Below are 20,394 nucleotides of genomic sequence, written 5' to 3'. Positions count from 1 at the left end.
GCGGTCAGGCGGTCGGGGCGGGGAGGTCCAACACGTACGACTCCCCCTCGCGGCGGAACCCGAGCCGGTGGTAGTAGGGGGCGATCATGTCCGGCGGGCTGACCACCCGCCGGAACCCGCGGTCGGTGAACAGGCTGCTGCGCCGGTAGACGAACTCGCCCGGGGTGAAGTCACGGAACGGCGGGGTGACGTAGTCGAGATCGATCTGGGCCACCCCGTCACCGGTGTCCCGGGCCAGGACGACGCCGACGACCTCGTCGGCGCGTACCACGACGAAGGCCGAGTGTCCGGCCAGCCGCCCGGGGTTAAAGCCGGGGTTGAACCGGGCGATGTCGGCGGCGTGCACCCGCAGCGTGTGGGCCAGGAACGCGTCGGCGGCGCCCACCTCGACCACCTGGTAGGTCTGCTCGTCGTGTCGGGTGGCGAGCAGCCGACGCAGGTACCAGACGTTGATCACGGCCAGCACGACGTTCAGCCCCACCATGGGCCAGACCTCGATGGCGGTGTTGTAGCCGATCAGAATGAGACAGCCGACCAGGTTCAGGGCGCGCAGCCGCAGGATCCGCGTCTGTAGCAGCGACCAGACCAGCAGCGCCGAGCCGGCCCAGCCGACAAGTTCCAGCCAATTCACCACGCGAGATTAGTCGCCGCCCTGCTCAGCAGCCAGACGGGGCGGCCGCCGGTGGGCCGGGTCACCCCGGCGGCCGAGCGGGTCGGGGCCAGCGGTGGCCGGCTCGGACGGCGGGTCACCCGAGTACGGGGCACGCGGTCAGCCCGGAAGTTCCAGGACGTACTCGTCGACCTCGTGGCCGCGGCTCGGGGCGTACGCCCGGTCGGTGCCGGACACGACGAACCCGCACCGGCGCAGCACGGCCAGCGAGGCGACGTTGTCGACCGCCGCCCGGGCGTACAGCGGCCGGCGGGTGATCTCGCGCAGCAGCGCGCCGAGCGCGCGGGTGGCGTAGCCGCGGCCCCACCGCGGCCGGTCGATCCAGTAGCTGACCTCGGTGCGGCCGTCGGCCGGAAAGGCCAGCATGTGCCCGATCACCTCGCCGTCGATGGTCACCGTGCGGGCCACGATCTCCGGGTCGGTCAGGATGCGCACCCAGTGCGCGGCGAACGCCCGCCGGTCGGTCGGGTCCGGCGGGCCGAAGGCCGCCATCCGGTTGGCGTCGGGGTCGAGCTGGTGGGCGTAGAACTCCGGCAGGTCGTCCTCGCCGACCGGACGCAGCCGCAGGTCGTCGATCACCGCGTCGACGATACGCACCCGGGTCGGGACCTGCGGCCCGTCGGGGCTCGGCCTTCGGCCCTGCCGCGTGCGCCGATGGCGCTGTTACCAACAAGTCGACGGCCGTTCCCGGCTCGCAACAGGAGGTACCCGAGATGACCGCGATCCTCAACGCCACCGGTCCGGTGCCGCTCGTACCGCCCCGACCGGCTTCCCCTCCGGCACCGCCCGGGCCGGTCGGGCCGGTGCTGGAGCTGCCCGGCACACCGCCGGTCGCGCTGGTGCCGGTGACCCGCGATCGCCGCCCGGTGGGGGTGTTCGTCGCCGCCAACGGGTGCGTCCGGTATCGGCGCCTGCCCGATCCGGACCGGTTGCTGGCCGCCACCGCCGGGGTGCTGACCGTCGGTCTGGCCGCTGCCGGGGTCGCACTGCTGGGCCGGCGGCGGCCGCCCGCGGTCGGCGCGCTGACCATGGGGCCGGGCGGCTGGGTCAGCTTCCGCGGGCTGCGCCCACCGGCACCCCGTGCGCCGCGGCCGTGGTGGGCCCGGCTGCTGCGAGCCCGCCGGCTGATGGTCGAACGCTGACCGGGCGGCCGGGTCGGCAGGGCCATTGGTCCCGGGCCGCGCGGGCGGATCGCCCCTGCCGGGCCACGGCGGGCCGGACGAGGCTGGTGGTGGGAGGCGTGCCGGCGGGGCAGGCCGTGGGGAGAGGGCGGAACGGACGGTGGCCGGAGGGCTCCAGGTCGTGGGCGAGGACGTGCCGGTGCGGACGGAGTACGTCGTCGGGCCGGCAGCGACGGCCGGGCTCGGCTCGGCGGAGGCCGGCCGCCGGCTGCTGGTCGACGGGCCGAACACCGCCGCCGCGCCACCCCGCCGGCACCTGGCCACCCGGATCCTGCGGCAGCTCACCGACCCGCTGGTGGCCCTGCTGCTGGCCGCCGCCGTGGTCACCACGGCGCTGCGGGACTACCCCGACACGGCGGTGATCCTGCTCGTCGTCCTGGTCAACACCACGATCGGGGTGGTTCAGGAGGTCCGCGCCGACCGGGCGATCGCCGGGCTCGACCAGCTCGCCGCGCCGACCGCCCGGGTGGTCCGCGACGGCCGGGACGTGGTGCTGCCCGCCGCCGAACTGGTCCGTGATGACCTGGTCCGCCTGGAGGCGGGCGACGTGGTCCCCGCCGACCTGCTGCTCGACGACGCGAGCCGGCTGCACCTGGACGAGTCGGCGCTGACCGGCGAGTCGGTGCCGGTGGTCCGCGAGGCCGGCGAGGAGGCCAGCGCCGGCACGGTGGTGACCACCGGCCGGGCCGCCGGCACGGTGCTACGTACCGGGCGGGCGAGCGCGCTGGGCCGGATCGCCACCCTGGCGGCCACCACCCGGCCGGCCGCCACCCCGCTACAACGTCGTCTCGCCTCGCTCAGCCGAATCCTCGGCGTCGCCGCCGTGCTGCTGTCCGGGCTGGTGTTCCTCGTCGGCGTGCTCGGTGGCCGGCCGGTGGTGGACATGGCGGTCACCGCGGTGAGCCTGGTGGTGGCCGCGGTGCCGGAGTCCCTGCCCGCGGTGGTCACGTTGGCCCTCGCGCTCGGCGCGCGGCGGATGGCCGCGGCCCGGACGATCCCCCGCCGGCTGCACGCGGTGGAGACGCTCGGCTCGGTCACGGTGATCGCCTCGGACAAGACCGGCACCCTCACTGAGGGGCGGATGGCCGTGCAGCACGCTGTCACCGCCGACGGTGTCCGGTTCGGCGTCACCGGTACCGGGTACGCCCCACATGGCACGGTCCACCGCGACGGCGCGCCGGTGGCCGTGCCGGACGAGCTGCGCCGGCTGGCCCGGGCCGGGCTGCTGTGCAACGACGCGACCCTGGCCCCGCCGACCGACGAGCAGCCCCGGTGGAGCGCCGTCGGTGATCCGTTGGAGGCGGCGCTGGTGGCGTTCGCCGCCCGGTGCGGCCTGGATCCGCAGGCCATCCGCCGCGCCTGGCCACGCGTCGCCGAGCACCCCTTCGACCAGCAGCTGCGCCGGATGACCACCGTGCACCGCTCCTGCGACCGCCGGTACCTGGTGGTGTGCAAGGGTGCGCCGGAAAGCGTGCTCACCTCGTCGCTGCTCGACGCCACCGACGAGGAGGTGGCCGACCTGGCCGCCGCCGCGCACCGGATGGCCGGCGACGGGCTGCGGGTGCTGGCGCTGGCGGCGGCCCTGGTGGACACCCTGCCGGCCGATCCCGGCCACCCGAAGGGGCTGCGCCCGGTGGGGTTGGTCGCCGTCGGTGACCCGCTGCGCGCCGGAGCGGCGGACATCGCCGGCAGCTTCGCCGACGCCGGGGTCCGGCTGGTGCTGGTCACCGGCGACCACCCGGCGACCGCGGCGGCCGTCGCCGGGCAGCTCGGGCTCTGGAACGAGGGCGACCCGGTGGTACGCGGCGACGCCGGCGACCCCGCAGACGCGCACCCGGCGGCGCGGGTGTTCGCGCGCACCCAGCCGGAGCAGAAGCTCGACATCGTCGCCGGGTTGCAGTCCCGGGGGCACGTGGTGGCGATGACCGGTGACGGGGTCAACGACGCTCCCGCGCTAAGGCGGGCCGACATCGGGGTGGCCATGGGCGGTGGCACGCAGGTGGCCCGGCAGGCGGCCGACCTCGTGCTGGTCGACGACGACCTGTCCACCGTGGCCACCGCGATCGGCGAGGGCCGCCGCGTCTACGACAACATCCGGCGGTTCCTGCGCTACGCCCTCTCCGGCGGCGTGGCCGAGATCGCGGTGATGCTGATCGGGCCGCTGTTCGGGCTGGCCGTGCCGCTGCTGCCGGCACAGATCCTCTGGATCAACCTGCTCACTCACGGCCTGCCGGGGGTCGCCCTGGGCGCCGAGCCGGCCGAACCCGGGACGCTGCGCCGGCCGCCGCGCTCGCCACGGGAGTCGGTGCTGGGTGTCGGGCTGGGCCGGCAGATCCTGGTCACCGGGGCGCTGATCTCGGCGGTGACGCTCGGCGCCGGCCTGCTCGCCGCCCGATGGGACCGGCCCTGGCAGTCGGTGGTCTTCGTGGTGCTCGGCCTGGCCCAGCTGGGGGTGGCGCTGGCGGTCCGCGCGCCCCGACCGCCGTCGGGGCGGCGGGGCAACCTGGCGCTGCCGCTCGCGGTGGCCGGGTCCGCGCTGCTACAGGTGTCCGGCGTACTGCTGCCGCCGCTGCGGGAACTGCTCGGCACCGAGCCGCTCGGTGCCGTGGAGCTGATCGCCTGCGCCGCGGTGAGCACCCTGCCCGGCCTGGCCCTGCGACTGACCCGCCGCCCGGCGGCGGGGTCCGACGGCGATGGCCCGCAGACGGGAACCGCGGTCCCGGACCGTGGCGCCGCCGGATAGGTCAGGCTGGTGGCGAACCGAAGGAGGACGAGATGACCAGCAACACCGGTGCCCCCGTCGTGGTGGGTGTGGACGGTTCCGAGGTCGCGCTGCACGCCGTCCGGGCCGCCGCGCGGGAGGCGGCGGACCGGCACCGCCCGCTGCGGATCGTGCACGCGTTCATCTGGCCTTTGATGGGTGTGCCGCTGGGTCCGGCGCCGGGGGCGCCCGCCGACGCCGGCCTGCGCAACCAGGCCGAACAGTGTGTCGCCGAGGCGGTGGCCGAGGCCGGCAAGGTCGCCCCGGAGGTGCCGGTCACCGGCGCGGTGGTCGACGGCGCAGCGGCGGCCGTGCTGCTCGCGGAGACCCGCGACGCCGCACTGGTCGTCCTCGGCAGCCGGGGCCTGGGCGGCTTCGCCGGGCTGCTGATCGGGTCGGTGGCCGTGCAGGTCAGCTCCCGCGCGGACTGCCCGGTGCTGGTGGTGCGGGGGGAACCGCGGGCGGACGGGCCGGTGGTGGTCGGTGTCGACGGCTCGGAACTCTCCCAGCAGGCGGTCGGGTTCGCGTTCGAGGAGGCGGCCCGCCGCGGCACCGAGCTGATCGCGGTGCACGCCTGGCTCTACCCGACGCCGACCGGCCCCGGTGACATCCTGCCCCTGGTCTACGACCTGGACGCCTTCCGCGAGGAGGAGGAACGCACTCTCGCCGAGTCCGTCGCCGGCTGGTCCGAGCGCTATCCGGAGGTGCCGGTTCGGCAGCGACTGGTCCGGGGCTCACCGGCCCGGGCGCTGGTGGAGGAGTCCCGGGCCGCCCAACTGGTGGTGGTCGGTGCGCGGGGACGGGGTGCGCTGAGCGGGCTGCTGCTTGGCTCGGTCAGCCACGCGGTGCTGCACCACGCCCATTCCCCGCTGGCGATCGTCCGAATGCCGCGTACGGTCGAAGGATCTTGACCGACGGGGTCGCGCCGCTCCCCCGGTGCGGCCCGCCCCGCCGCTGGTAGGTCGGCCCCGGGTGGTGTGTCGGGGCCGGCCCGCCGGCGGGCCACACCGACAATGACCTGACCGACCTCTGGAGGCCCGATGAACCGACCTGTCGTGGTGGGGGTGGACGGATCCCCGCCGAGCCGGGTCGCCGCGGAGCACGCGGCGCAGGCGGCGGTGTGGCGGTCCCGCCCGCTGCACCTGGTGCACGGCTACCTGCATCCGCTCGGCTACGGGGTGCCGATCAACCCGTACCAGGTGGGGTTGCCGTCGCCGTCGGAGGACGGCCGGAAGATGCTCGAACAGACCGCCGCCGAGCTGGTCGACAAGTGGCCGGGGCTGATCGTGGAGGTGCGCCAGGTGGCCGGCGGTCCGGGCGCGACGCTGGTCGAGGAGTCCCGGCTGGCGGAACTGGTCGTGGTGGGCAGCCGGGGCCTGGGCGGGTTCGCCGGGCTGCTGCTCGGCTCGGTCGGCACCCAGGTCGCCGCGCACGGCCACTGCCCGGTGCTGGTGGTCCGGCCGCCCGATCGCCCGATCCCGACCGAGGGGCCGGTGCTGGTCGGGGTGGACGGCTCGGAGTCGGCTGAACTCGCCGTCGGGTACGGCGCCGAGGAGGCCGCCCGTCGCGGTGCCGCCCTGGTGCTGGTGCACGTCGCCGACGAGCGGGATGCCGCCGACGGCGCGGCGGCGGCGCTGCTGGCCACGGCGGGTGCGTCGGCCCGGGGCAGTCACCGTGGCCTGACCGTGGAGGAACGGATGGTCGCCGCGCCGAAGCCCGACCAGGCGCTGATCGAGGCGACCGGGGACGCCGCGCTCGTGGTGGCCGGATCCCGCGGCCGGGGCGGATTCGCCGGCCTGCTGCTCGGCTCGGTCAGTCAGGCGCTGGTGCAGCACGCCCGATGCCCGGTGCTCGTCGCCCACCGGTACGAGCCCGAGCACTGAGCCCGACCGCCCACGGCGGCCCGCGCCGCCGGCGACGGCCGGGGTCAGTCGTCCCCGCCGCGCAGCAGCTGTTCGAAGCTGGTGGTGAGGGCGAACGGGTCGGCCGGCCCGCTCGACGGCGGACGCTGGTGCACCTGCTCGGCCAGTTCGCGGCCGGCGCGGCTGATCCGGGCGCGCAGCGCGCCGTCCGCCGTGCCGGCGGACCAGTCCTCCGGTGCGGCGAAGACCGCGGTCGGCATCACCACCGCCCGCAGGTGGGTGAACATCGGTCGCAGGGCGTGTTCCAGGGCGAGGGAGTGCCGGGCGGTGCCTCCGGTGGCTCCGATCAGCACCGGCCGGCCACCCAGCGCGTCGGCGTCGACCAGGTCGAAGAACGACTTGAACAGCCCGTTGTACGAGGCGTTGAAGATCGGTGTGACGGCGATCAGCCCGTCGGCGCCAGTGACCTGGTCGAGCACCTGCCGCAGGGCGTCCGACGGGAAGCCGGTGAGCAGGTGGTTGACGATGTCGTGGGCGTGCTCGCGCAGGTCCACCGGTCGCAACTCGACGCCCTCGCCGTGCCCGACCAGCCCGTCGCGGGTGGCCGCGGCGAGCTGGTCGGCGAGCAGTCGGGTCGACGAGGGCTGGCTGAGTCCGGCCGACACCACGGCCAGGGTGCGCGAGGTCACCGGTCGGCCTCCGCGCCGGTCCCGGCCAGGTCAGCGGCCGGGGTCTCGCCGGCCTGCGCGGCGCGCTCGGCGGCGGCCCGCAGCGCGGCGTGCGTGGGCGCGACCGGCACGTGGGCCGGACGCAGCGAGTCGAACTCCTTGCGCAGCACGGGAACGACCTCCTCGCCCAGGATGTCGAGCTGTTCCAGCACGGTCTTCAGCGGCAGCCCGGCGTGGTCCAGGAGGAACAGCTGCCGCTGGTAGTCGCCCACGTAGTCGCGGAAGCCGAGCGTACGGTCGATGACCTGCTGCGGGCTGCCCACGGTCAACGGGGTCTGCGCGGTGAACTCCTCCAGCGACGGGCCGTGCCCGTAGACCGGGGCGTTGTCGAAGTACGGCCGGAACTCGCGTACCGCGTCCTGGGAGTTCTTCCGCATGAACACCTGGCCGCCGAGGCCGACGATGGCCTGGTCGGCAGAGCCGTGGCCGTAGTGCTCGAACCGCTGCCGGTAGAGGCCCACCATCCGGCGGGTGTGCTCGGCCGGCCAGAAGATGTGGTTGGCGAAGAAGCCGTCGCCGTAGTACGCGGCCTGCTCGGCGATCTCGGGGCTGCGGATCGACCCGTGCCAGACGAACGGCGGTACGCCGTCGAGCGGACGCGGCGTCGAGGTGAACGACTGCAACGGGGTGCGGAAGCGACCCTTCCAGTCGACCACGTCCTCGCGCCAGAGCCGGCGCAGCAGGTCGTAGTTCTCGATGGCCAGTGGAATGCCGTTGCGGATGTCCTGGCCGAACCAGGGGTAGACCGGCCCGGTGTTGCCGCGGCCCATCATCAGGTCGACCCGGCCGTCGGCCAGGTGCTGCAGCATCGCGTAGTCCTCGGCGATCTTCACCGGGTCGTTGGTGGTGATCAGCGTGGTCGCGGTGGAGAGCAGCAGCCGCTCGGTACGGGCCGCGATGTAGCCCAGCATCGTGGTGGGCGACGAGGGTACGAACGGCGGGTTGTGGTGCTCGCCGGTGGCGAAGACGTCGAGACCGACCTCTTCGGCCTTGAGCGCGATGGTGACCATCGCCTTGATCCGCTCGCCCTCGGTCGGCTCGCGACCATTGGTCGGGTCGACCGTGACGTCGCCGACGGTGAAGACCCCGAACTGCATGACAGCTCCCTCGTGTCGTCCGACCGGGGCCGCCGCGGCTCCCGGACCCACCCGACAACATATTTGACGAGTCAACTATTCCGCGCCCGGCGGTGCCGGCGTTGGCCGCCGTCACGCCCTGGCGGCCCGGCCGAGGCGCGACACCCGTTCGGGTGCAGACCGGAGGGGGCCTCCCAAAAGCGACCGATTGCCTCGGTGTTATGGATATGTTTCATGTACTAGGCACTGCTTGCCCCTAATGGGGGAAAAACCACCGAAGATCGATGTTGCGTGGCCGAGCGTGCCTTCCAGCGCCTGCATCCCGATGCGGCGGCCATGAGGGCTTGCCGCCGGATCAGGCTGAGCGACTGTTTCCCACGGAAGGGGCACCAGGTGATCAGAACGCGCGGGCGGCTGTTGGCCGTCGCAGCGATGGTCAGCGCAGCGGTGGCGGTCTCCGCCACAGTGGCGATGGGCGACGGAGGTGATCACGACCGCGGCGGAAAATCGGACAGCGGCGGTCACGAGGAGCGCAATGGCCCACGCTTCAGAGTGATCAACCAAGTCTCCGACGACCCGGCACGAGATCCAGCGCTCGTCGACCCGGACGCCGTCAACTCGTGGGGGCTCGCGCTGGGACCGACGACACCCCTGTGGGTGTCCAACAACGGCACCAACACCGCCACCGTCTACAGCGGCGGCATCAACGGCAAGCCGGTGGACAAGGTCCGCACCGTCACCATCCCCGCCGGCCCACCGACCGGGGTCGTGTTCAACGACACCAAGGGCTTCCAGGTGCCCGGGCCGGGCAACGACAACCCGGCCACCTTCATCTTCGTCAGCGAGGGCGGCGACGTCACCGCCTGGAACCAGGACACGGACACCACCGCGGTCGTGGTGGCGCACACCAACCGTGCGGTCTACAAGGGCGTGACGCTGCTGAAGACCGATGTCGGCAACTTCCTGCTGGCCACCGACTTCCACCACGCACGCATCGACGTGTTCGACGAGAACTTCGACCGGGTGAACCTGCCGGACTCCTTCTTCCGGGACCGGAACCTGCCGGAGGGCTTCGCGCCGTTCAACGTACTGGCGCTGGGCGAGAAGGTCTTCGTGACCTACGCGAAGCAGGACGCGGACGCGCATGACGACGTGCCGGGCGCCGGCCTCGGTTTCGTCGACCTGTTCACCGACTTCGGCACCAAGGTCCGGCGGATCGCCAGCGAGGGAACCCTGAACGCGCCGTGGGGCCTCGCCATCGCGCCGAAGGGCTTCGGCGAGTTCACCGGCGACCTGATCGTCGGCAACTTCGGCGACGGCCGGATCAACGTGTTCGACCGCGACGGCTTCAAGGGCCAACTGCGGGACGAGGAGGGCGAGACGATCGTCATCGACGGACTGTGGGCGCTGCTGCCGGGCACCGAGACCACCGGCGGGCAAGGGACCCTGTGGTTCAGTGCCGGGCCGGACGACGAGACGCACGGCCTGGTGGGTCAGCTGATCCCGACAACCAGGAAGTAACCAGCGCGAATCCGCCGCGCCCCGAGCTTCTCGGGGCGCGGCGGACCGTTGTGTCCGCGCTGTCGGCGGGCGCCGGGCACCCGGAAGGCGATCTTCAACCCACTCGGTACCCTTGCCCACACCATGACGCACCACTGGCTCCAGACCCCGGCCGCGCAGGTGGCGACGGCTGCGCGGAGCCTCCTCGGCTGGACCGTGTCGGCCAACGGCGTCAGCCTCCGCCTGACCGAGGTCGAGGCGTACGCCGGCACCGGGGAAGATCCGGCCTCCCACGCCCATCGCGGACCGACTCCCCGCAACGAGGTGATGTTCGGCCCGGCCGGGAACGTCTACGTGTACTTCGTGTTCGGCATGCACTGGTGCTTGAACATCGTGTGCGGCCACGAGGGTGAGGCGGCTGCCGTCCTGCTGCGGGCGGGCGAGGTGACCGACGGGATCGAGGTCGCCCGGGAACGCCGCAACCATCCCCCGGATCGTGACCTGGCGCGCGGGCCGGCCAGGCTCGTCACCGCGCTCGGGCTCGGCCGCGACGCCAACGGCACCTGCGCCGTCGACGGGTCCGGACCGGTGCGCCTGACCGCGCCATCAAGCCCCGTCGACCCGGCCCTGATCGCCTCCGGCCCCCGTGTCGGGGTGACCGCAGCGCACGACGTGCCGTGGCGGTTCTGGCTGGTCGGCGAGCCGAGTGTGAGCCCGTACCGCCGCCACACTCCGCGCCGCCGGCGCCCAGCAGCCCCGACTGGTGGCGTACGGCCGCCACTGGCACTCTGACGTCGCGGAACCGGTCGACGCGTCGGCACGGGCTCGCGCCCCGGTCCGCTCGTGACACCGGTCGCCCCCGACTACTGATTAGGGCAGGCTTACCTTAGAGTGTGCCCGTGCTCCCCCTGGCTTCCCTGCTCCCGGCTCTGCGGACGGTGCCGTTCGTCCGCGATCTGGCGCTCCACGGCGACCGGCCCGCCGTCGTCACCGCGGACGGCGAGATCAGCTACGCCGATCTCGCCCGGCGGGTCGCGGACTGCGCCGCCCGGCTCGGCACGACCCGACGGCTGGTGCTGGTGGTCGGGGCGAACACCGTCGACTCGCTGGTGGCGTACCTGGGCGCGCTGTACGGCGGCCACCCGGTGCTGCTGGTGCCCGGCGGCAACACCGCCGCGCTGACCGCCCTGGTCGAGGCGTACGACCCGGACGTGGTGCTCGGGCCGGCCGACGGCTGGGCGGTCGACGAGCGCCGCACGGACACCGCGCACGACCTGCACCCGGACCTGGCCCTGCTGCTGAGCACCTCCGGCTCCACCGGCTCACCCAAGCTGGTCCGGCTGTCGGCGGCCAACCTGCAGGCCAACGCCGAGGCGATCGTGGAGTACCTGGGCATCCGGGAGACCGACCGGGCGGTCACCTCGCTGCCGCTGCACTACTGCTACGGGCTGTCCGTGGTGCACAGTCACCTGGCCCGCGGCGCGGCGCTGGTGCTGACCGATCTCTCCGTCGCCGACGCCTGCTTCTGGGACCTGCTCCGGGCCGCCCGCGGCACCAGCCTGGCTGGGGTGCCGTACACCTTCGACCTGCTGGACCGGGTCGGCTTCGCCGAGATGGACCTGCCGCACCTGCGCTACGTCACCCAGGCCGGTGGCCGGCTGGCGCCCGAGCGGGTACGCCACTACGCCGAGCTGGGCCGGCGGGGTGGCTGGGACCTGTTCGTCATGTACGGGCAGACCGAGGCGACCGCCCGGATGGCGTACCTGCCGCCGGACCTGGCGGTCCACCACCCGCAGGCGATCGGCGTCCCGGTACCCGGCGGCGCGTTCCGGCTCGCGCCGGTGCCCGACCACCCGGACCCGGCGGTCGGCGAGCTGCTGTACACGGGCCCGAACGTCATGCTCGGCTACGCCGAGACCCCGGCCGACCTGGCCCTTGGCCGTAGCGTCGACGAGTTGCGCACCGGCGACCTGGCCCGGCGCGGCCCGGCGGGGCTGTACGAGATCGTCGGCCGGCGCAGCCGGTTCGCGAAGATCCTCGGGCTGCGGATCGACCCGCAGCGGGTCGAGGCGCTGCTGTCCCGGCACGGCGTCGCCGCCACCTGCGTGGGCGGGGACGACGAACTGGTCGTGGCCGTGGTGGGCGAGGCCGACGCCCGAACCGTCCGCCGGCTGGTCGCCGACGAGGTGGGGCTGCCGCCACGTGCCGTGCGGGTGCTCGTCCTGGCCGAGCTGCCCCGACTGGCCAGCGGCAAGCCCGACCTGGCCGGGTTGCGGGCGCTGGCCGCCGCGCCGCCCGCCACCGCCGCCCCGGCCCTTCCGGCGCAACGGGGCCTGGCCCGGTCCGCGCAGCCCACCGACACCGCGACGACGGACGCCGCGGGCGGGGTGCCGGCCGCCGGGACCTCGGTCGATGACCTGTGCCGGCTGTACGCGGAGGTGCTCGACCGCGACGACGTCCGTCCCGAGCTGAGCTTCGTCGACCTGGGCGGCGACTCGCTGTCGTACGTGGAGATGTCGGTCCGGTTGGAGCAGGAGCTGGGTCACCTGCCGGCGAACTGGCACACCCTGCCGATCGCGGCGTTGCGCGCACCGCAGCGGCCGCGCGGCCGGCGGCGGTCGCTGGAGACCAGCGTGGCGCTGCGGGCGGCGGCCATCGTGCTGATCGTCGGCTCGCACATCCCGCTGTTCACCGTCACCGGCGGCGCGCACCTGCTGCTCGGCGTGGCCGGGTTCAACTTCGCCCGGTTCCAGCTCACCTCTGCCGGGCGGCGCGACCGGTTGCGGCAGATCGGGGCCAGCCTGGCCCGGATCGTGCTGCCGACGATGGCCTGGATCGGCGCGGTGATGCTGTTCAACGACCAGTACCGGGTGAGCACCCTGCTGCTGGTGCACAGCCTGTTCGGCCCGGACGACGCCCGCACCGAGTGGCACTTCTGGTTCGTCGAGGCGGTGGTGTACCTGCTGGTGGGGCTCGCGGCGCTGGTCGCGCTACGGCGGGTCGACCGGCTGGAGCGCCGGCACCCGTTCGCTCTGCCGATGGGGTTGACCGTGCTCGGCCTGCTCGGCCGGTACGACGTGTTCGGCCTCGACGCCCGCTACGACCTGCCGGCCGCGCTGGTCGCCGGTTGGTTGTTCACCCTCGGCTGGGCCGCCGCCCGGGCCGACGGCGTCGGGCAGCGGCTGCTGGTCACCGTGGCGGCGGCAGTGACCGTGCCGGGCTTCTTCGGCCAGCCGGCCCGCGAGGCGCTGATCGTGGCCGGCTTCGCCCTGCTGGTCTGGCTGCCCACCGTGCCGAGCCTCGGCGTGGTCAACCGGGTCGCCGGGGTGCTGGCCGGCAGTTCGCTCTACATCTACCTGACCCACTGGCAGGTCTACCCGCACCTGCGGGACTGGCCGCTGGTGGCGCTGGCCGCGTCGCTGGCGCTCGGCATCGCCTACGCCGTGGTGGTCGGGCGGGTCGGCCGCGTCGTGGCAGCAGCACTGCGGCCCGGCGATTTCCGGTGTGCGCGAGAGCGGCACGGACCGCAGGTCGACAAGCTTCATCTTTAACCTGGGGCCGGGCCTGTATCGACCCCGGCTGATCATGGCCGCAACCCTTGATCGATGATTCCTCTTGTCTAGGGAAGAAGATCAGCGCCAGGCCGTCCGGGGCCTGGACTCGTCGGCTCGCGCCCGCGCCAGCAGTGCCCGCACCAGGCCGTCCTTGTTGTCGGCAGACCTGGACCCTCGACCTGCACCAGGGCAGTCCGGTCCGGCTGCGATAGGGCCCCTGTGCTGCCCGGTGGCGGCCACCGCCAGTGTTGAACGGTGGCCGCCACGGGAGATGCCTCACCGGCTCGGCCGTGCTGGGCCTTGTCGGTCGGCGTCGTTGCCGGGTGTCACAGGTTGGCGCAGTATCCGATGCTGAAGGTGCTGGCACCCGGTGCCAGGGTGCGGTTCCAGTCCACGCCCCTGATCCGGTAGCTGCCATCGGTCAGGCGTTCCCGCTTGAAGTTCCACGCGTCGTAGATGTCGCCTTCCAGGTCGACGACAGCGGTCCACTCGACGGGCTTGTCGCTGGTGTTGGTGGCGGTGATGGTCGCGCAGTAGCCGCCGCCGCTGTCGGAGTTCCACCGGGCGATCGTGGTCAGCGTGATGTCCACGTTGGAGCCGGCCACCAGCCGGCCCACTCCCCACCGGGCGGTGGTCTGGTAGCCCACGCCCTCCTGCTCGGCCCAGTTGCGGATCGCGGTACGAGCGCCGTTCGACGCGTCGTTGACCTGGAAGTCCAGGCCGTGGAAGGTGTCGAGGCCGCCGTATTCGAGCAGGCTGATCGCCGCCTCGACGGTGTAGCCCGTCGCGGTACGCACGGCTGCGCTGTTCAGCCGGCCCGTTTGGAACGTCTCGTCGCCGGTGCCGAACGACACGACGTTGTCGGCGTTGATCCGGATCTGGGTGTCGTCGTAGCGGTAGGCGCCGTTCTTGGCGTTGCCCGCGTCGACGTAGATCTCGACCGAGTCCTGGGTCCACGGGTCGGAGCCCGAGACGTCCACCACCGGGTCGGTGACCTCGGCCAGCACGTAGAGCGTCTGGCCCCGCCAGAGGGTGCGGACCGTCGCGGTCGCGCCGCCGGTGCCGGAGACCTGCTTGGCCGTGGTCACCGCGCCGGCGCGGGCCCAGACGGGGTCCACGGTGCCGTCGATGACCGGTGCGGTGGCGGCCTCGCGCACCTCCAGGTACGACAGCTCCTCCACCAGGGTGAGGGTGCCGACCGCGCCCGGGGTGTTCCAGCCGGACGTGGCGCCGTTGTCGCGGACCCGCACGTCCAGGGTGAGCGTGTCACCCCGAGCGGCACCCGTCAGCGGCAGGTGGGCGACCAGGTGATAGCCGCCGTCCCGCTTGGCCACAACGGCCGGCACGTCGCCGCTGCCGTCGCGGGAGACGTGGTACGTCTCGCCGCCCAGGACGAAGGTGACCCGGTCGTCGCCGGACACCGTGGCGTCGTCGACCGCGACGTACGCGGTCAGGTGATCCGGTGCCCAGCGCAGCTGGAACCGCGCCCTGTCCTCCACCCGGTGCAGCGGAAGCTTGCGCCAGGTCAGATCCGCCGGCGCGGCGGCGGTGAGGGCCACGTCACCGGCGAAGACGTTGGCGGTACGCAGCCGGGCGGGCAGCTCACCGTCCACCGCCCCGTGGTAGGCCGGCTTGGCCCGCAGGTTGTCGTCGAACAGCAGCGGCGCGCCGTTGCCGGAGCGCCAGGAACGGCCGTCGGTGAGGCCCCAGACGGTGACGGCCAGCAGGTCGTCGGTGTGCGCCCGGAAGATCCGGAAGGCGTCCCGGTAGTAGTAGCCCTGCTCGATCAGGTTCGCCTGGGTGACCGGAGTGCCCGTGGTGACGTCGAGTTCGGTGACGGCCTGGGTCACCGGCAGGTCCGTGAACGCCTCCAGCGCGGCCTCCAGGCTGCTGACCGGCGTGGCCAGCGAGACGTGGAACTGGTGGCCCACCCCGTCGACCGGCACGCCGCGCGCGAGCAGCCGCTGCACGAGCGCCCGATAGCGGGCCTGCTTGCCGCTCTGCTCGGTGTTGTAGTCGTTGATGAACAGGGCGACCGGGTCGGTGTTCCCGACCGCGTAGACGTCGTTGAACGCCGCGTCCGCGTACTCGAAGGTCAGATCGATGAAACTTTCGCCGAGGATCCGGTACCACTCGCTGCGGCGCAGGCCGTCGGCGTACTCGCCGCTGTCGCTGACCACCTCGTTGACCGCGTCGAACGCGTACAGCGGGTTGGTGGCGGAGCCGAACGGGCCGTACCGCTGGCTCAGCGACTCGGCGACGGCGAAGATGTGGGTCCGCAGCCGGTCGCGTAGCAGCTGCTGGTGGGCCGCCGACGTGGTCAGTGGCTGCCCGGCGGCGTCCTGGAAGAACCAGGCCGGGGTCTGGCTGTGCCAGACCAGCACGTGGCCGTAGACGCGTAGGTCGTTGTCCCGGGCGAAGTCCATCAGGGCCAGCGCCTGGTCGTGCGGGCGGAAGTTGCCCTCGTTGTCGTACCAGGCCTCGGGCTTCATGTGGTTTTCCGGCGTGATCTGGTTGAAGTGCCGGGTCAGCAACTCCGCGGCCCCGCCGACGGTCTCCCGGCTGTCGATCGCCACGCCGACCGGGAAGCCGGTGGTCTCGTGGATGCCGGTGAGGTCCTCGATGACCGGAGGCTCGGGCACCCGGACGACGATGTCGTCGACGAGGAAGTCGCTGGTGTTACCGGCCACGTCCGCGCCCTGCCAGCGGGTCTCGAAGTAGAGGAGCGCGCTGTCCGCGGCCGGCATGGTGAACCGGGCGGTCACCTGCGTCCACCCGGTGTTGGTGATTGCCTCGAACTGGGCGAGGGTGCTGAACGACTGGCTGCCGCCGGTCGTGCTGGCGAGGCTGAGCCAGATCTGGTCGGTCGGCTGGCCTTCGGCGAACCGGAGCCAGGCGCTGAACTCGTAGGTCACGCCCGTCTCGAACAGGCTGGTCACGTTGCGGCCGAGGCCGGCGCCCTGGTTGACGCGTTCGGAGACCAGCGCCGCGGACGCGCCTGCGTGCGCGACGTCGGTGAGGGTGACCCTGGGGGCACCCGGGCCGCTGTCGCGGGGGCCCCAGCCGTCCAGCCCGTCCTCGAAGTCGGTGTCGATGACAACGACGCCTGGCGCCGGTCCGCCGCCGTCGGGCGCGGTGATCAGGATGTCGTCGAGGAGGAACGGGGTGTTGCCCTCCGCCTCGACGTAGAGGGTGGCGGCGCTGAGCCCCGTGGGCAGCGTGTACTCGCCACCGATCCGCACCCAGCCGTCCGCGGTGGTGGGGATGTTGCCGCCGATCCAGGTGTAGGTGTTGTCGCCGCCGCCGGCCGGGGTCGCCTCGACGGTGAAGTGCACCCCGGCGGTGCCCTCGGTGCCGGCCGGAAGTTTCGCCCAGGCACTGACCGTGTACTGGGTTCCGGGGTTGAACAGTGCGGTCGCGCTCGTCGCCGGGCCCTGCCAGTTGGCGGTGCGGCCGGTGACCGACAGGCTGTTGTCGCTCTCGTGGCCCTCGTCGGCGATGCCGAGGGTCACGGCACCGCGTGGCCCCCACGGAGCGTACGAGCCGGACTCGAAGTCGCTGGAGAGGACGACCGCCGCGGCGGCGGCCGGGGCGGGTGCGGCGGCGATGGCCGCGATGAGCGCGGTCGAACAGAGCGCGGCGAGGGTTCGCGATCGGCGTCGTGATCGAGGGGACGGGTTCCAGAGGCGCATCGAGGGTCCCTTTACGCAGATTGGACGGCGGTGGGGTGTGCCGGGCATCGGTCTTCCCTGGACGGATCCAAGCGCGTGCATGTTATGTCGGACCCACTGCTCTGACCACAACTTCCGGAAGTTACCGGAAAACGGCGCGACGATGACGGCCGCAGGTGAGGCGGATCATGGCGGGACGGAGGTTGACATTCCGCTACCGGTAAGGCTGGATCAGCGCGCCGCGTGTCCGGCCCGGGCGGGTGCGCCCACCTCGTGCAGGTGTCGCAGGGCCTGCCGGCAGGAGTCGACGAGACCGGTCTCTTCGTAGGAGACACCGATCTCGGCGCAGTACGCCTGCACGATCGGTTGGGCCTTGCGCAGGTTGGGCGTCGACATACCGGGGAACAGGTGGTGCTCGATCTGGTAGTTCAAACCGCCCAGCGCCGCGTCGACCAGCCGGTTCCTGCGGACGTTACGGGAGGTAAGCACCCGCTTGCGCAGGTAGTCCTCGTCGCCGGTCGGGTGCGGCATGCCCTTGTGGTTGGGGCGAAGGTCGAACTCCATGCCCTCGGGATGGACGATGACCTCGACGTTCGGCGACTCGTCCAGTTCCCGAAGTTCCTGCGGCGTGAACTTGACCTGCCGACCGTCGGTACGGTTGGACTTCGGGTTGCGTCCATGGTGCCGACGATTCTGAGCTCAGAACACTGCCGTTTCCCTGTCGGCACTGGACGATTCGACCGACCCGATCAATGCTTTCAGCTCAGCCGCTTTGTCGATGTTGCCCAATCGCACGAAGATCGTATGTGCCTCCTCGAACGCCACACGCGCGGCCCGCTGGTCCGAGTGCAGGCGGGCCTGGCCAAGGCTGGTCAACGCCGCAGCTTGAAATGAAGGCCAACCCCGGGTACGCCACAGCGCGACAGATTCCTCCAGGTGTGGAACAGCACGCATTGGGCAGTCTCCTGCCAGTTCGATTTCGCCGAGAAGTTGGAACGCCTCGGCCAGATGATGGGTCATGTGGTAGTCGCGCCCCAGCGCCAACGACATCTCAGCCGTCTCCCGCGCCTTCGGGTCACCTCGCTTGAAGTAAAGGCGGGCCAGAGCCAGCAGGGTCAACGTCGCGGTGTAGTTGTCTCGGTAGGCGCGGGAGATCCGTAAAGACTCGGAGAGCAAACGCTGGCTGTGGTCGAAGTTCCCCAACTCCCGGTGTCCAATACCGGCGAACTGCAACGCGGTCGCCTCCCAGCGGGAATTACCCAGTTTTCGGGCCCGATCCAAAGCAGCAGCCGTGTGCGTGGTCGCCGCCTCGAACTGTCCCTGTTCGAAGGTGGCTACCGCCAGCGCCAGGTGGCCGCGTGCCTCACCGCCCAGGTGGCCCGAGCGGGTGGCCAGCCGCAGCGCGCGTTCACCCATCGCCACGGCTTCCGGGTACGAGCCGGCAGCTGTCAACGCCCAGGAGCACATGACGGCAGCGTCCGAGCTGCCCTGGTCCTGGCCGAGAGCATCGAACGTCGCCAGCAACCGGGCCGACTCGCTGTGCAGCCGGGCCATCGCGGTACCGTCGCCCGGACCGGCGGTCCAGGTTTTGACGTCGAGCAGGCCGCGAAGCATGACAGCCTCGCCGAGTTGGTTGCCCGTCCGTCGGCAGACCGCCATCACCTCAATGTTGAGGCTCGCCCAGTCCGCGTACATGCCGCGCAGGTCGAAATACTTCTCCAGCCGTCCGGCGAGGTCGAAAGCGAGGTCATCCAGCGAGAGCCGGCACGCTTGCCGGCTGGCGGAGACCATCGCGGCACGTTCGGCGTCGAACCAACTCAGCGGGTCGATGTCTGCCAGATAGTCGTCCGCCCAGTCGACCGGTGGTCGCGGCACAGGGCTGGCGATGAGCGCGAAACATGGGCCCGGGATCGCCGGCGCCATCCGTTCAGCAAGCGTGACCCAGGTGCCAAGCCCACGGACGAGTGCCTGGGCGCTGGCTTCCTCCGACTCCTCGGCGGCGGCGCACTCGACCGCGAACAGCCGGACCAGGTCGTGATAGACGTAGCGGATCTGCCCGGCAGGATCAGTGCCGGCGACGGCAAGTAGTTGAGCGTCGACCAGCGTCTCCACATGCTCGGCCGCCTGTTCGAACGGACAATCCAACACGGCTGCTGCCAGCCAGGCCGGCAGGTCGGGGACGTCGAAGCAAGCGAGCAGGCGGAAGAGCCGGCGGGACTCCCCGTCGAGCTCTCGGTAGCTCAGCGCCAGCGATGCCCGGACGGCGAGGTCGCCGGTGGTCAGCCGATCCAATCGACGCCGTTCGTCACCGAGCATCGCCGCCAGATGAGCCAGACGCCAGGCCGGACGGGCCGCCAGGCGTGCCCCGGCTATCCGAACAGCGAGAGGTAGACCACCGCAGTACTCCGCGATCTCGGTGGCCTTCTCGTAGTCCGGCAGTATGCGCTCGTCGTTGGTGATCCGGGCCAACAACTGAATTGCCTCGTCCGTCGTGAACTGCCCCAACTCGAGGTGCCAGGCGCCCTCGATACCGGTCATTCGGAGCCGGCTGGTGACCAGTACGGCGCACGTCGCAGCGCCTGGCAGCAACGGACGGATCTGCCGCTCCGAACTCGCGTTGTCCAGGACGACCAGTACCCGCCGGTGAGCCAGCAGGGTGCGGTAGATCTCGGCGCGTTCGCTCTGACCGTCCGGGATCGCACGAGGGTCGACCCCGAACGCCCGGAGGAACCGGGCCAGCACGTCACCCGGGTCCAGCGGCGACCCTTCGGCGTCGCGTAGGTCGATCCAGAGTTGGCCGTCCGGGAACGCCGTGCACAGGGCGTGTGCCACATGCAGAGCGAGCGCCGTCTTGCCGATTCCGCCCATGCCGGAAATGGCCGCAGTCACCTGGACGTCGGGGCGATCCTCACCGGCTGGTTGCCTGGCCAGCAGATCCCGCAGCGCCTTTAGGTGAGTTGCGCGGCCGGTGAAGTCCCGGATGTCGGGCGGCAACATGCTGGGTGCCGCACGTCTGGGCGAATCGAGCTCAGTCGGCAGTTGGCGCCCCGGCGCGGCCGTCTCCTGGTCGATGGCTTGTCCGGAGGCGGCAAGCAGTGCATCGCGAGTGGCCACCCATTCGGCTACCGCCCGTTCGTCAAGCCCGCAGGCACGGACAAATCCGGCGACGACCTCGCGTCTCGGCAGTGTGGACCGGCTCAGCGCGGACGCCAGCGTGCTCACCGCGAGGTGATCACCCGATGCCCTCGCTTTGGCGGTCAGCTGCCGGTACGTCAGGCCGGACCACAAGCGCAGAACGCGAAGCGCGGCAACGAATTCGGCCGGCGTGGCCGCCAGTTCGGGTCGTGGCGGATCAAGGCTGGGCTGGGCCACACGTCTCCTCCCCCACAGA

13 protein-coding genes and 1 pseudogene are annotated in these 20,394 nt (G+C 72.1%); 7 read left to right on the top strand and 7 right to left on the bottom strand.

Annotated elements, in window-relative coordinates; all coding sequences use genetic code 11:
- Positions 1 to 4: 4 nt before the first annotated feature.
- Both C1I95_RS07260 and C1I95_RS07255 read right to left on the bottom strand, forming a co-directional pair.
- Positions 5 to 631 carry a hypothetical protein gene (locus C1I95_RS07260; RefSeq protein ID WP_111213002.1) on the bottom strand — a complete coding sequence of 209 codons (627 nt, stop codon included), beginning with the start codon at positions 629 to 631 and terminating at the stop codon, positions 5 to 7.
- A 138-nt stretch (positions 632 to 769) separates the two neighbouring features.
- Entirely contained in the window at positions 770 to 1,249 is a 480-nt protein-coding gene (locus C1I95_RS07255; RefSeq protein ID WP_111213001.1) for a GNAT family N-acetyltransferase, read from the bottom strand.
- A 134-nt stretch (positions 1,250 to 1,383) separates the two neighbouring features.
- Here C1I95_RS07255 and C1I95_RS07250 point away from each other — a divergent pair, with 134 nt between their 5' ends.
- The 4 genes from C1I95_RS07250 (at position 1,384) to C1I95_RS07235 (ending at position 6,495) form a co-directional block, all read left to right on the top strand.
- Positions 1,384 to 1,812: a hypothetical protein gene (locus tag C1I95_RS07250; RefSeq protein ID WP_111212996.1), complete on the top strand. Its 429-nt coding sequence runs from the start codon at positions 1,384 to 1,386 to the stop codon at positions 1,810 to 1,812.
- Positions 1,813 to 1,951: 139 nt separating this feature from the next.
- Positions 1,952 to 4,594 carry a cation-translocating P-type ATPase gene (locus tag C1I95_RS07245; protein WP_111212995.1) on the top strand — a complete coding sequence of 881 codons (2,643 nt, stop codon included), beginning with the start codon at positions 1,952 to 1,954 and terminating at the stop codon, positions 4,592 to 4,594.
- Between the two features lie 32 nt (positions 4,595 to 4,626).
- Entirely contained in the window at positions 4,627 to 5,523 is an 897-nt protein-coding gene (locus tag C1I95_RS07240; protein ID WP_111212994.1) for a universal stress protein, read from the top strand.
- Between the two features lie 129 nt (positions 5,524 to 5,652).
- Entirely contained in the window at positions 5,653 to 6,495 is an 843-nt protein-coding gene (locus tag C1I95_RS07235; RefSeq protein WP_111212993.1) for a universal stress protein, read from the top strand.
- A 44-nt stretch (positions 6,496 to 6,539) separates the two neighbouring features.
- Here C1I95_RS07235 and C1I95_RS07230 read toward each other — a convergent pair whose 3' ends face one another.
- Positions 6,540 to 7,163, bottom strand: a complete 624-nt coding sequence (locus C1I95_RS07230; RefSeq protein WP_111212992.1) for an FMN reductase — start codon at positions 7,161 to 7,163, stop codon at positions 6,540 to 6,542.
- Positions 7,160 to 8,299, bottom strand: coding sequence for an LLM class flavin-dependent oxidoreductase (locus C1I95_RS07225; protein WP_111212991.1), 1,140 nt, complete (start codon positions 8,297 to 8,299; stop codon positions 7,160 to 7,162). Before C1I95_RS07225 ends, C1I95_RS07230 begins: the two co-directional genes overlap by 4 nt.
- A gap of 531 nt (positions 8,300 to 8,830) precedes the next feature.
- Here C1I95_RS07225 and C1I95_RS07220 point away from each other — a divergent pair.
- The 3 genes from C1I95_RS07220 (at position 8,831) to C1I95_RS07210 (ending at position 13,329) form a co-directional block, all read left to right on the top strand.
- Positions 8,831 to 9,799, top strand: a complete 969-nt coding sequence (locus tag C1I95_RS07220) for a TIGR03118 family protein (protein WP_158566317.1) — start codon at positions 8,831 to 8,833, stop codon at positions 9,797 to 9,799.
- Between the two features lie 123 nt (positions 9,800 to 9,922).
- Positions 9,923 to 10,570, top strand: a complete 648-nt coding sequence (locus tag C1I95_RS07215; protein WP_111212989.1) for a DNA-3-methyladenine glycosylase — start codon at positions 9,923 to 9,925, stop codon at positions 10,568 to 10,570.
- A 101-nt stretch (positions 10,571 to 10,671) separates the two neighbouring features.
- Positions 10,672 to 13,329, top strand: a complete 2,658-nt coding sequence (locus C1I95_RS07210) for an AMP-binding protein (RefSeq protein ID WP_438941291.1) — start codon at positions 10,672 to 10,674, stop codon at positions 13,327 to 13,329.
- A 329-nt stretch (positions 13,330 to 13,658) separates the two neighbouring features.
- On the opposite strand, the gene C1I95_RS07205 is transcribed toward C1I95_RS07210, so the two are convergent.
- The 3 genes and pseudogenes from C1I95_RS07205 to C1I95_RS07195 form a co-directional block, all read right to left on the bottom strand.
- Positions 13,659 to 17,024, bottom strand: a complete 3,366-nt coding sequence (locus tag C1I95_RS07205) for an endo-1,4-beta-xylanase (RefSeq protein ID WP_158566315.1) — start codon at positions 17,022 to 17,024, stop codon at positions 13,659 to 13,661.
- Between the two features lie 210 nt (positions 17,025 to 17,234).
- Positions 17,235 to 17,549 (bottom strand): annotated as a pseudogene (locus C1I95_RS07200) (fatty acid desaturase family protein); the annotation flags it as partial.
- Between the two features lie 153 nt (positions 17,550 to 17,702).
- Complete coding sequence (locus tag C1I95_RS07195; RefSeq protein WP_111212987.1) at positions 17,703 to 20,375, bottom strand: ATP-binding protein; 2,673 nt, start codon at positions 20,373 to 20,375, stop codon at positions 17,703 to 17,705.
- Between the last annotated feature and the right edge of the window lie 19 nt (positions 20,376 to 20,394).

It is taken from the genome of Micromonospora craterilacus (assembly GCF_003236315.1).
In the GTDB taxonomy this organism is placed as follows: domain Bacteria; phylum Actinomycetota; class Actinomycetes; order Mycobacteriales; family Micromonosporaceae; genus Micromonospora; species Micromonospora craterilacus.
The sequence above is the reverse complement of the archived record's forward strand: the minus strand, read 5'-3'. Positions and strand labels throughout refer to the sequence as shown.

Excerpts from the sequence above, each read along its gene's own strand:
- C1I95_RS07250 (WP_111212996.1), top strand. The coding sequence starts at position 1,384 with ATGACCGCGATCCTCAACGCCACCGGTCCGGTGCCGCTCGTACCGCCC.
- C1I95_RS07240 (WP_111212994.1), top strand. The coding sequence starts at position 4,627 with ATGACCAGCAACACCGGTGCCCCCGTCGTGGTGGGTGTGGACGGTTCC.
- C1I95_RS07235 (WP_111212993.1), top strand. The coding sequence starts at position 5,653 with ATGAACCGACCTGTCGTGGTGGGGGTGGACGGATCCCCGCCGAGCCGG.
- C1I95_RS07225 (WP_111212991.1), bottom strand. The coding sequence starts at position 8,299 with ATGCAGTTCGGGGTCTTCACCGTCGGCGACGTCACGGTCGACCCGACC.
- C1I95_RS07215 (WP_111212989.1), top strand. The coding sequence starts at position 9,923 with ATGACGCACCACTGGCTCCAGACCCCGGCCGCGCAGGTGGCGACGGCT.
- C1I95_RS07205 (WP_158566315.1), bottom strand. The coding sequence starts at position 17,024 with ATGCGCCTCTGGAACCCGTCCCCTCGATCACGACGCCGATCGCGAACC.